Raw genomic sequence first — 12,211 nt, 5'->3', positions numbered from 1 at the left:
GGGCAGTGCGAAGTGGCGGGTGGCGCTGGGGAATGCCGCGCTTTTTTGGGCAAATGGCCGGGGCGGGGCGCGTCAGCGCTGGCCTGTCGTCCTGGGCCTACGGGCAAGAGGATGCCGGAGCTGGAAACAAACAGGCCCGCAGCAGTGCTTGCGGGCCTGTTTCGAAGGGGGGCGGACTTGGGGAAAGCCCTGGGGACAGACTGCTGTGCGGTTTTTAGGCAGGGTCAGGCGACCAGTCGGGCCAACTCGGCGCCGGGTTCCGCGGCACGCATGAAGGTTTCGCCGATCAGGAAGGCCTGGACGCCATGGTCGCGCATGCGGCGGATATCTTCGGCGCTGCCAATACCGCTTTCGGTGACGACGCGCTTGCCTTCGGGAATGCGTGGCAGCAGATCCAGCGTGGTTTGCAGGCTGGTTTCAAAGGTGCGCAGGTTACGGTTGTTGATCCCCAGGAGCGGCGTATGCAGCTTCAGGGCGCGATCCAGTTCCTCGGCGTCATGGACTTCCACCAGAACATCCAGATCCAGCGCCCTGGCGCAGTCTTCCAGGTCGCGCATTTGCGAGTCGCTGAGCGCGGCGGCGATGAGCAAGACGCAATCAGCGCCCATGGCCCGGGCGGCAACCACCTGATAGCTGTCGATCACAAAGTCTTTGCGTAGCACGGGCAGGCTGCAAGCCGCACGCGCCTGGCGCAGATGGTCGTGCGAGCCCTGGAAGAACTGCACATCGGTCAGCACCGACAGGCAGGCGGCGCCGTGGGCAGCGTACGAGCCGGCGATTTCAGCGGGTGAAAAATTCTCGCGGATCACGCCTTTGGAGGGCGAGGCTTTCTTGATCTCTGCAATGACGCCGGGCCGGCCGACCGCAATGGCATCTTCGATGGCGCGGGCAAAGCCGCGCACATCCTTGCGCGCCTGGGCTTCACGCAGCAGCTCGGCTTCACTGCGTAATTGACGCGAGGTGGCGACTTCTTCTTTTTTGACTTCCAGGATACGGGTAAGGATATCGTTCATGCCTTTCGTCCTTTGCGCGTGAAGGCGCAGAATTCTTCCAATTTGGCGCGCGCCGCGCCGCTATCCAGGGTTTCGCCGGCCAGACGCAGGCCGTCCTCGATCGAGGCAGCGCGATTGCCGGCGTAAATGGCGAGGCCGGCATTGAAGGCGACGATGTCGCGCGCAGTGCCGGGCTCGTTATTCAGGGCGGACAGTACCATGTCGCGGGATTCTTCGCGGCTGGAGACGCGGATGCTGCGGTTGGAGACCATATTCAGCCCGAAATCTTCGGGATGGATCTGGTATTCGGTCACGATATCGTCCTTGAGTTCCCCGACCAGGGTAGATGCCCCCAGCGAAGCCTCATCCATTCCGTCCAGTCCGTGCACGATCAACACATGGCGCGAACCCAGGCGTTGCAGCACACGTACCAGGATGCCGACGAGATCGGGATGGAACACCCCCATCAGCTGATTGGCCGCCTTGGCCGGATTGGTCAGCGGGCCCAGGATATTGAAAATGGTGCGCACGCCCAGTTCCTTGCGGATGGGCGCGACATTTTTCATGGCGCTGTGATGGTTGGGGGCGTACATGAAGCCGATGCCGGTGGTGGCGAGGCTTTCCGCCACCGCCTCCGGCGGCAGGTCGATCTGGGCACCCAGGGCTTCCAGCACATCGGCACTGCCCGACGAGGATGAAGCGCTGCGGCCGCCATGCTTGGCAATGGGAACGCCGGCGGCTGCGGCGACAAACATGGATGCCGTGGAAATATTGAAGGTATTGCTGCCATCGCCGCCGGTGCCGCACATATCCAGCAGGTCTGCGGTATTGGGCGCGATGACGGGCGTGGCGAATTCACGCATGACCTGCGCGGCGGCGGTGATTTCACCGACGGTTTCCTTCTTGACGCGCAATCCCATCAGCAGCGCAGCCATCATGGGCGGCGAAATTTCGCCGCGCATCAGGCTGCGCATCAGGGTGAGCATTTCGTCATGGAAGATCTCGCGGTGTTCGATACAGCGGACCAGTGCTTCTGTCGGGGTGATGGGCATGGGGATGCTTGCAGGCTGTTTCATGGCGGTCAGTCCTGCGTCAGGAAATTGCGCAGCAGGGCATGACCGTGTTCGCTCAGAACCGATTCGGGATGGAACTGTACTCCGTATATCGCTAATTCTTTATGGCGGATACCCATGATTTCCCCATCTTCCGTTTCTGCCGTGATTTGCAGGCAATCCGGCAGCGATTCGCGTTCGATGGCCAGCGAGTGATAGCGCGTGACGGTATAGGGTGAGGGCAGGTCACGGAAGATATCCGTACCGGTATGGGTGATGGGCGAGGTTTTGCCGTGCATGATCTGCTTGGCACGGATGATCTTGCCGCCGTAGGCCGCACCGATGGATTGATGGCCCAGGCAGACGCCCAGGATAGGGATGCGTCCGGCGAAATGCTGAATGGCGGAGATGGAGATGCCGGCTTCGGCCGGGGAGCAGGGGCCGGGCGACACGCAAATGCGGGTTGGCGCCATGGCTTCGATTTCGTCGAGCGTAATTTCGTCGTTGCGGGCGACTTTCACTTCCTCGCCCAGTTCACCGAAGTACTGGACCAGGTTGTAGGTGAACGAGTCGTAGTTGTCTATCATCAGCAGGGCCATGATGGCGATCCTTGTATCTTTGCGGTATTCGGTTGCCGGTCAGCAGCCGGAGGTGGCTGTGCCGGAGAAATCTGTGCAAGGTTCAGTGCTTGCCGGGAACGGGGATGGGCAAGCGTCGCCATCGAAGGGTCAACGCGGGATATGCGCGCGCGCAGCCAGCCTGCCGGTCAGGGCCGGAAAGCAAGGGGGCGGTGGGGGCATGGGGCACTGGCAATCTCCTGAGCGTTGGAGCCGCCGTACCGGGAATCAGAATAAAAAAACGCCTTGTATCCACCCGAAACGGCGGCAAGGCGTTGTTTTTGAATCGTAACGTCGAGCCGCTTCCTATTGGAAGCGCCACCACTGGCAAGCGAGGGACGTTGCGTAACGATTCATGGATTCAGTCTGTTGCGTGATGAATGTCTGGGGCCAGCCGGTGCAGGCTGGCTGGTTTGACCGACCAGGCCTGGCTTTCAGGGCCGCAGGCAGGACAGGCAATTGGTTGATTGTAGCGGCAGCCTTGCGGTCTGTCGAGACGCGTCATGCATGCTGCGGCGCAGCGTCTGGACGGCACGCTGGCCGGGCAGCGGGCTTGCCTGCGCCATGAACGGCGGCGCCGGCACTGCCGGGCGGTGAACCCGGCGCTCCTGCCGGTCACGCAGTCAGGGTTGCAGGGCTTCCGACCGGATGCGCCAGTCGCGCAGCGCCAGTTCCGCACGCTGTTTCTGCCATTGCGCCTGCAACGCCTGGCTCGGCGCGGCAGCGGCTTGCAGCTTGCCGTCGGCGCTCCAATGGTAGAACTGCGGGTGCTCCATGCCGACGACGGCACCTTCAGCGCTGATGAAAACGCCCATGCCGGCCGTCGGGTCGTCGCCAATGAATGACAGGGCAACGGGTGCCGTGGTGTCCGCGTAGAGATCGCGGCCGCGCGTGGCGATCCGGGTATCCTGCAGGGAGTGCGCCATCAGTGTGGCAAAGATGTCCTGATGGCTGGCCCATTCGCCGGTGTGGGCCTGGCCGCCCAGGCGATAGGGTTCGGGCAGCCACATGACGATGGGCACGCCATATTTGAAGTTCAACTGACTGGCATCCGGATAGGTAAATATCTGGCGCGTATTGTGGTCACCGGTGGCGGCGAACAGGGTGTGATCCATGACCCCGTCGTGTTCCAGTTGATCCAGGAAATGGCCCAGCGAGTCGTTGGCGTACTGATAGGTGGACATGATGATCCGGCCTTGCTCGGCATCGACGGCCATGGCGTCGCCCAGCGTGGCGGGGTCCAGTGTCGCAGGTTGATAGCCCGGTGGCGTGCGGAAGGGCGGGTGGTTGGTGGTGGTCAGCATGACCAGCATGAGGGGCTTGCCCTCCGCTTCGGCTTCGGCCACGATATCCCGGGCATAGCGGAACATCCATTCGTCGTCCACGCCCCAGGTGTGGGTGGTGGCTTCAGGATAGCGTTCCAGGATGGCGCTTTCCCCCAGAACCTGGTCGAAGCCTTGCTGTAGCAGGGCGGTGTCCAGCTTGCGCCAGCTGTCCTGGCCGGCGCTCAGAAACACGGTGCGATAGCCCGCATCGCGGTAGGCCTGAGCCACCGAGGTGGAATAGCCGTGATAGCCGTAGCGGCTATGCATCAGGGGCGTGATGGGGCTGTCCAGCAGCAGGCCTTCCAGGCTTTGGTAGGTACCATGCTGATAAGACAGCGCCTTGTCGAAATAGTCAGCCTTGCCGTGCAGCCAGGGACGCAGGCGGCCGAGCAGATCGTTGCGGGCCGGGTCGTCATATTCCAGCAGGTGGCGGCCCCAGCCTTCCATGACGGCGATCAGGACATTCGGCTGGCGGGCCTGTTGCCAGGCGGGTTGTGGCGGCAAGGGTTGCAGCAGGGCCTGATGGGCGCGTTCGGCAGCCTGTTCCGCGTTCAGGGTTTCGTTGCCCGATTGCAGGCCTGCCTGTTGCAATGCATCCTGCAAAGAGTCCAGGCCGTAGAGTTTCATGCCCGCTTCTGGCGTCTTGCCCATGTCCGAGGCATTGCGTTCTTTCCAGGCCATTTGCAGGGCGACCCAGCCATTGGGAACCAGGTTGTTGACCAGTGCATCGGTGGAGACGGCCATGTGCATGGTGCGCAGCGGGAAGGTACCCAGGCTGCCGCGCGCCAGGCCGGCAGTGAGCAACAGGCTGGCGATCGCCAAGGCGGCTAGCCGCCAGCCGCCCAGGCTGGTTGTCATGCGGCGCGCCCACCAGCGCGCGATGGCGATCTGAATATAGGTCAGCAACAGAATGCCGCCCAGCAGCCACAGCACGGGGAAGTCGTTCCAGAGCGTGCGTGATATGGCGGCAGTGTCATCTTCCGCGATGCCGAAGACCAGGCCATTGATCGGGCTGTTGTAGTACTGGAAGTAGTAGTAGTTGACCACCATCAGCAGGTTGATCAACAGCATGACCAGCACTTGCCAGCCCGATAGCAGACCTTGCCAGAAGCGGCGCAGCCTGGCGGGCATCAAAAAGGCGAGAAAGAGCGGCAGCCCCAGCAGGACTGCCAGGTTCTTGATATCGAACCGGGCGCCCATCCAGAAGGCGCGCGTGATGTCCTGGCCGGATGGGTGCCATTGTGCGGGGGCCTGGCCCAGCATCAAGGCCAGGCGGCCGAGCGCCAGCCCCAGGACGGCGAGAATCAGGAGGGTCCAGTACTGGCGATGCAGGCGCAACCAAGGCATCCATTTCTGGTTGGCCGGTGTTTCCGTTTGCTTGTTCGCTTTGGTGCCGCGTGATGCGTTCATGCTTCAGTTTGATGACAAGTCTCGAACGGGTGCAGATTCTACCCCTTGAACCGTCAAACGCCAGGAATGCTTTGCAACAGAAAAAAGGGCGCTGCGTCCACTACGATGGCCGCGCGGCGCGGCTGTCGCCGCCTGCCTGTGGCTGCTGGGGGCGTGCCGGAACGGAAGCGTCCTGTTGCCGGTGCGATAGACAAAAAGTAACAAGGCTCCCGTGAAGGAGCCCTGTTCGGTTGGCCGACGCCGGAGGGGCGTCGCGCTGTGTGTATCAATCAGCGTTATCCAGCCCTTCTTGTACTTGTTCCGCAGCACGCAGGACGGCGCGTGCCTTGGCTTCGGTTTCCCTCCATTCCATTTCGGGGTCGGAGTCGGCGACGATGCCGGCGGCGGCCTGCACATACAGCGTGCCGTTCTTGATGACACCCGTACGGATGGCAATGGCCAGATCCATTTCGCCACCGTAGCTGAGGTAGCCTGCCGCACCGCCATAAATACCGCGGCGTACCGGTTCCAGCTCGTCAATCAGTTCCATGGCGCGCACCTTGGGGGCACCGGTCAAGGTGCCAGCGGGGAAGCTGGCGCGCAGAACATCCATGTTGCCGATGCCGGGGCGCAAAGTGCCTGCCACATTGGAGACCAGATGCATGACATGGGAGTAGCGCTCGATGGTCATGGTGTCGGTCACGACCACGCTGCCGGGCTCGGCGACGCGTCCGATATCGTTGCGGGCCAGGTCGATCAGCATGACATGCTCGGCGCGCTCCTTGGCGTCGGCTTGCAGTTCGATGGCCAGCGCAGCATCTTCCTCGGGCGTGCCGCCGCGGCGGCGGGTGCCGGCCAGCGGGCGGATGGTGATGCGGCTGCCGGCTTCCAGCGGTGTGGCGGCAGGGGAACTGGAAAAGGCGGGAACCGGGCCGGCGGATTGCGGCAGGTTTTCCTGGCGCACCAGGATTTCCGGCGAGGCCCCGACGACATGGAAGTCGCCGAAGTTCCAGAAGTACATATAGGGCGACGGGTTGAGCGAACGCAGCGCCCGATACAGAGAGAGCGGCGCATCCCGGAAGGGCTTGGCGATGACTTGGCCGACCTGTACCTGCATCAGGTCGCCGGCAGCGATATATTCCTTGGCCTTGAGGACGGCCTGCAGATAATCGGGCTTGTGGAAATCGCGCTGTTCCTGGGTGCGGGTGCTGGCGTGGCTATAGGGTACTTCCACGGGGCGGCGCAGCTGGGTGCGCAGTGCCTTGAGGCGTTGCTGGGCGCGTGTATAGGCTTCGGGCTGGGTCGGGTCGGCATAGACGATCAGATAGAGCTTGCCGCTGAGGTTGTCCACGATGGCCAGTTCATCGACATGCAGCAGCATGATGTCCGGGACGCCTTCTTCCATGCCGGCCGGGAAGGGCTTGACGGCCGGGCCCAGGCGCTTTTCGATATGGCGGATGGTGTCGTAGCCGAAGTAGCCGGCCAGGCCGCCCGCAAAGCGTGGCAGGCCGGGGCGCAGGGCAACCTTGAAGCGCTGCTGGTAGGCTTCGATGAAAGCCAGTGGGTCGCCCTGGTGGCGTTCGACGATCTCGCCGTCGCGCAGGACTTCGATCTGTTCGCCGCTGGCGCGCAGCACGGTGCGCGCCGGCAGGCCGATGAACGAATAGCGACCGAAGCGCTCGCCGCCCACGACAGACTCGAGCAGGCAGCTCATGCGGCCCTGTGCGCCGCCTTGATGCGCCAGTTTCAGGTACAGCGAGAGCGGCGTATCCAGATCGGCATGGCTTTCGGCGATCAGCGGAATGCGGTTGTAGCCTTGTGCGGCCAGGGCGTGGAATTCAATCTCGGTCATGAAGACTCTCCGTGGGATACTGGGGAGGCCGGGCGCGCACAAAAAAGCCCGGCCAGAAGGGGGGCCGGGCGTGTGATCTTTGCTGCGTAGGGCTGGCACACAGCGGCGCCAGCCGGAAGGTCGTCACCAACACCCGGACATGCTGCGCCACCAGCGCCAGCTGGCGCGTGCGGAACGGGATGTGGATGTGATGAACATGAAATCAGCCAGGAATCTTGGGTCGGGATTCAGTCTTGGATATTGGGTATCGAATTAGTGCTGGTTGCGGCGGGCAATCCACCCGGCGGCTTCCAGCAACGTATCCACTATACCATCGACATCCAGCGTCTGCACATCCATCCCTTCGTTGTAGCCATAGCTGACTGCCAGCGCGGCGCATCCGGCGGCGCGGGCCGCCTGGGCGTCATTGATGGAGTCGCCGATCATGACGGTGGCCGCTGGGGCGACCCCCGCCAGTTGGCAGGCATGCAGCAGCGGGTCGGCTTCCGGCTTTTTGCGGGCGCAGGTGTCACCGCAGATCACAATGGGGAAGTAGCGATCCAGGCCCATGCGCGCCAGCAGCGGCGGCGTGTAGGCGTGCGGCTTGTTGGTCACGACCGCAAGCGGCAGCCCTTGGGCCTGCATGGCGTCCAGCCCGTCGATGACGCCGGGGTAGATGCGCGTATCGGCCCCATTGAGCCTGCGGTAGTGATGCTGAAAGCGCGCCAGCGCATGATCGAAACCCTCGGGCAGGGGGCCATCCAGGCGGGTGTCGCCTGTCATGGCGCGTCGCACCAGCACCTGCATGCCCTTGCCGACATAGGTTGCTAGCAGCGCCAGGGGCAGCGGCGGCAAGCCGAGGTCGGCGCGCATATGATTGGCGGCGTTGGCCAGATCCGGAATGGTATCCAGCAGGGTGCCGTCCAGGTCCAGCAGAACCAGTTCTAGGGTAGTCATGTCAGGCGCAGGCGGGGTAATCAAGGTTCAACAGGTTTGCAGGGCACCGTCGGCACGTGCCATTTCCGCACGCATGGCGCTGATGACGGCCGCGTAATCGGGCTTGCCGAAAATGGCCGAACCGGCCACGAAGGTATCGGCGCCAGCGGCGCGGATGGCGCCGATGTTGTCCACCTTGACGCCGCCATCAATCTCCAGCGCGATGGGCTGGCCGCCCTGGGCCGTCCAGGCGTCGATGCGGGCACGGGCTTGGCGCAGCTTGGGCAGGCTGGAAGGCAGGAATGCCTGGCCGCCAAAGCCGGGGTTGACCGACATCAGCAGCACCAGGTCGAGCTTGTCCATGACATGATCCATCCAGTCCAGCGGCGTGGCCGGGTTGAAGACCAGGCCGGCCTGGCAGCCATGATCGCGGATCAGCGACAGGGTACGATCCACATGGCGCGAGCCTTCCGGGTGGAAACTGATGATGTCGGCGCCGGCCTTGGCGAACATGGGAATGAGGGCATCGACCGGTTCAACCATCAGATGGACGTCGATCGGCGCCTTGACGTGGGGGCGGATCGCCTCGCAGACCAGCGGGCCTATCGTCAGGTTGGGAACGAAATGGTTATCCATGACGTCGAAGTGGATCCAGTCCGCGCCGGCAAGCAGGACATTGCGCACCTCTTCGCCCAGGCGGGCGAAATCGGCGGACAGAATGCTCGGAGCGATGCGGGCGGGCGGCAAGGACGTTTGTTCTGGCATGATAGCGGCCTGGAAGGCAAGGAATGGCAGCGCGGGAGTCCCGCGCAGAAATTGCGGAATCAGGCAGGGCGCGGCCGGATGGCACGGCCCTGACGGGTTGCCGCCGCGCTGTGTTCCTGTGCTGGCAATGAGCCACAACATTGGAAAAAAGCTCAGGCAGGCAGCCGACATTATTGCAGTTTTGGGGGGCGGGGATGGCGTTTCGCATTATCTCGGGGCCTCGGTGTGCGGCGCCAGCCATGAGGGGGAGTATTTCATGCAGGATAAAACCTACGATTTGACCGTGACGGTGGTACCGCGTTACGTACCGGAACAGTCGCAGCCGTCGGCTGACGAATATCTGTTTGCCTATACCGTTACCATTGCCAATACCGGCAGCCGTCCAGCACAAGTGATCGCGCGCCACTGGGTCATCACCGATGCCACCCAGCATCAGCATGAGGTACGCGGGCTGGGCGTGGTGGGCAAGCAGCCTTTGCTGGCGCCGGGCGAGTCTTTTGAATACACCAGCGCCTGCCCGCTGAAAACACCGGTGGGGACGATGCGCGGCACGTATCATTGTGTCGGGGAAAACGGCATTCCCTTCGATGTCGCCATACCGGAATTCATGTTGGCGATGCCCAGCACCCTGCATTGACGGGCGGCGGGGCGCACGGAAAAACTTCAAGCGCCGCTGTAGTGGCGGTCCTATAATGCCTCGAGAACATACCGGGCGGTTCATGAAGCTGACGCGTTTACTTCCATTACTGATAGGTGGCGCCGCATTGCTGGCGTCTTGCAGCACGACAGGGCCTGTGCCCGAGGGCGGTCAGCCTTCGGGGACGACAACGACGGGCGGAACGACAGGCGAGGCGGCAGCTGAGCCGCGCAGCCTGTTGCCCTTGCGCGTTCCTCCATTGGCCAGTCTGCGGGACACGGCAGCGCGCCGGCTCGATGGCGGCTGGGCGCGTGCCGACTGGGCGGATTTGCCCGGTTGGAGCAGCGAACCCATGGATCAGGCCTGGGTGGCCTTTCTGCGTAACTGCGCCGGGCTGATGCGCCCGACCGGAGGTTCCTTGACGGCACCGGCGCGTTCGGCGCCCCGCCCCTGGCATGCCGTTTGCGCAGCCGCCGCGGATCCGGCGCAGGCGCCGGATGCCAATGATCCCGCTGCCATCCGGCGTTTCCTGCAGCAGCATCTGCAGCCCTGGCGCCTGGACGAAGGCAAGGGTGCCGCCGCCAATACGGTGACTGGCTACTATGAACCCCTGGTGCGCGGTTCGCGTGAGCGTGGCGGTGTCTATCAGTGGCCGCTGTATGCAGTGCCGGCCGACCTGCTGACGATAGACCTCGGTTCGGTGTACCCCGAATTGGCGGGCAAGCGTGTGCGGGGCAAGCTCGTGGATGGCAAGCGTGTGGTGCCTTATGACACCCGGGCGGAGATCGCGGCCGACCGCGCCCGCCAGCCTGCGGCGATTGTCTGGGTGGATGACCCGGTCGATGCCTTTTTCCTGCAGATTCAGGGCTCTGGCCGCGTGCTGCTGACGGGCGGCCCGGATCAGGGGCATACCTTGCGGCTGGCCTATGCAGACCATAATGGGCGGCCCTATGCCTCAATCGGGCGCTGGCTGGCCGATAAGGGCGAGTTGCCGCTGGCGCAGGCGTCGATGCAGAACATCCGCGCCTGGGCGCGCCGCAATCCGGAACGAGTGCAGGAAATGCTGAACGCCAATCCGGCCATGGTGTTCTTCCGCGAAGAAACCATCGTCGATCCGTCCGAAGGCCCCAAGGGCGCCTATGGCATCCCGTTGACCGGACAGCGTTCCATTGCTGTCGATACCCGTTATGTGCCGCTGGGCGCGCCGGTCTTCCTGTCCACCACCTTGCCGTCGTCCAACCAGCCGCTCAATCGCCTGGTATTCGCCCAGGATACCGGTGCTGCGATCAAGGGGGCTGCTCGGGCCGACTTCTACTGGGGTTATGGCGACGAAGCCGGTGAGCAGGCTGGCCGGATGAAGCAGCGTGGCCGCATGTGGGTGTTGTGGCCCAAATCGGCCGGCCAACCGGCGGCGCGATGATGGGGGGTATCGTCATTTGCGGTGCCGGCAATGCCGGCCTGGCGACGGCGCTGGCCTTGGCGCGCCAGGGCCAGCGCCCGGTCATTCTGGCGCCGCGCCGCCCGGTGCCGCCTCCGCAGCCGGATGTCTATCATGCGCGGGTGTACGCGATCTCTCCCGCGAGTCAGGCATTCCTGCAGGAATTGGGCGTGTGGGACGGGCTGGAGCCTGGGCGTGTGGCGCCCGTGGCTGGTATGGAAATACATGGCGATGCCGATGGTCGCCTGGATCTGCACGCCTGGCAGGCCGCCCGTGATGCACTGGCCTGGATTGTCGAGTCCAGCGAAATCGAGCGGGCGTTGCAGCAGGCCGTGCGCGTGTTCGGCCTGGAGTGGCGCGATGAAGAAGCGCTGAGTTACGACGCAGGTGTGCTTGCCACCAGCAAAGGGAGTGCGCTCCGGCCTGATCTGCTGATCGGTGCAGATGGCGCACGCTCGCTGTTGCGCGCCCATGTCGGCGGAGTCAGCTCGCGTGCCTATGGTGCGACGGGCCTGGTTGCGCATCTGGATGCGGCATTGCCGCATGGCGGGATGGCCCGGCAATGGTTCCGCGACGACGGCGTGCTGGCGTTGCTGCCTATGCCGGATACGGCCCAGGGCGCGCAGGTCTCCATGGTCTGGTCCATGAAGGACGAGCATGCGCGGGCGATGCAAGCCCTGCCTGCGGATGAGGCTGCCCAGGCCTGGTCGCGGCGCCTGGCGGAGGCGACGCAAGGATGCCTGGGGCAGTTGGTATTGCGCAGCGCTGTGCACGGCTTTCCCTTGACGCTGGACCGTACCGATATGGTCGGCGAGCGTTTGGCGCTGGTGGGCGATGCGGCGCACCGGGTGCATCCGCTGGCTGGCCAGGGCTTGAACCTTGGCTTGGGGGATGCCCGTGAACTGGCGGCGATCGTGGGCGGCCGGGAGGATTTCCGGCAGGCTGGCGATCCTTTGCTGTTGCGGCGCTATCGCCGCCGGCGGGCCGAAGCCGTTGGCGCGATGGCCTTGGCGACCGACGGTCTGCATCGTTTGTTCGAGGCGCAGCCGGCGCCACTGGCCTGGCTGCGCAATACCGGCATGTCGCTGGTAGGACGTTTGCCCGGCCTGCAGCGCCTGTTGATCGAGCAGGCTTCGCGCTAGAAACCCTGGGAATGCGTCCCGGAAAATTTCAGGAGAACACGGTTCATGTCAGTTCTACAATTCCGGCGCTGGATCGCCATCGCTGCG

Annotated in this window: 10 protein-coding genes; 3 read left to right on the top strand and 7 right to left on the bottom strand. The window is 63.9% G+C overall.

From position 1 onward, the window contains the following. Positions 1–224: 224 nt before the first annotated feature. The 7 genes from trpC to rpe form a co-directional block, all read right to left on the bottom strand. A complete protein-coding gene (gene trpC / locus ACNA1V_RS12130) occupies positions 225–1,013 on the bottom strand; it encodes an indole-3-glycerol phosphate synthase TrpC (RefSeq protein WP_415833864.1) in 789 nt (262 codons plus the stop codon). Continuing rightward, on the bottom strand, positions 1,010–2,044 hold the full coding sequence (gene trpD, locus ACNA1V_RS12125) for an anthranilate phosphoribosyltransferase (RefSeq protein WP_415833869.1): 1,035 nt from the start codon (positions 2,042–2,044) through the stop codon (positions 1,010–1,012). Before trpD ends, trpC begins: the two co-directional genes overlap by 4 nt. A gap of 29 nt (positions 2,045–2,073) precedes the next feature. After that, on the bottom strand, positions 2,074–2,643 hold the full coding sequence (locus ACNA1V_RS12120; protein ID WP_415833863.1) for an anthranilate synthase component II: 570 nt from the start codon (positions 2,641–2,643) through the stop codon (positions 2,074–2,076). A 641-nt stretch (positions 2,644–3,284) separates the two neighbouring features. After that, positions 3,285–5,396 (bottom strand): LTA synthase family protein, encoded by a 2,112-nt coding sequence (locus ACNA1V_RS12115; protein WP_415833862.1) that lies wholly within the window; start codon positions 5,394–5,396, stop codon positions 3,285–3,287. A 265-nt stretch (positions 5,397–5,661) separates the two neighbouring features. Next, positions 5,662–7,227 carry an anthranilate synthase component I family protein gene (locus ACNA1V_RS12110; RefSeq protein WP_415833861.1) on the bottom strand — a complete coding sequence of 522 codons (1,566 nt, stop codon included), beginning with the start codon at positions 7,225–7,227 and terminating at the stop codon, positions 5,662–5,664. A gap of 252 nt (positions 7,228–7,479) precedes the next feature. Next, positions 7,480–8,163 (bottom strand): phosphoglycolate phosphatase, encoded by a 684-nt coding sequence (locus tag ACNA1V_RS12105; RefSeq protein WP_415833860.1) that lies wholly within the window; start codon positions 8,161–8,163, stop codon positions 7,480–7,482. Positions 8,164–8,190: 27 nt separating this feature from the next. Beyond that, positions 8,191–8,907: a ribulose-phosphate 3-epimerase gene (rpe, locus tag ACNA1V_RS12100; protein WP_415833859.1), complete on the bottom strand. Its 717-nt coding sequence runs from the start codon at positions 8,905–8,907 to the stop codon at positions 8,191–8,193. Between the two features lie 256 nt (positions 8,908–9,163). On the opposite strand from rpe, the gene apaG reads away from it, so the two are divergent. The 3 genes from apaG to ACNA1V_RS12085 all read left to right on the top strand — a co-directional run bounded on the left by apaG (position 9,164) and on the right by ACNA1V_RS12085 (position 12,124). Next, positions 9,164–9,544: a Co2+/Mg2+ efflux protein ApaG gene (gene apaG / locus ACNA1V_RS12095; RefSeq protein WP_415833868.1), complete on the top strand. Its 381-nt coding sequence runs from the start codon at positions 9,164–9,166 to the stop codon at positions 9,542–9,544. An 82-nt stretch (positions 9,545–9,626) separates the two neighbouring features. Continuing rightward, a complete protein-coding gene (mltA, locus tag ACNA1V_RS12090) occupies positions 9,627–10,964 on the top strand; it encodes a murein transglycosylase A (protein ID WP_415833867.1) in 1,338 nt (445 codons plus the stop codon). After that, positions 10,961–12,124, top strand: a complete 1,164-nt coding sequence (locus ACNA1V_RS12085) for an FAD-dependent monooxygenase (RefSeq protein ID WP_415833858.1) — start codon at positions 10,961–10,963, stop codon at positions 12,122–12,124. The genes mltA and ACNA1V_RS12085 overlap by 4 nt, the downstream gene beginning before the upstream one ends. The last annotated feature ends 87 nt before the right edge of the window (positions 12,125–12,211 follow it).

Origin of the sequence: Kerstersia similis (genome assembly GCF_965139615.1) — a bacterium.
Lineage (GTDB): Bacteria > Pseudomonadota > Gammaproteobacteria > Burkholderiales > Burkholderiaceae_B > Kerstersia > Kerstersia similis.
This window is presented reverse-complemented; position numbering and strand designations above follow the sequence as displayed.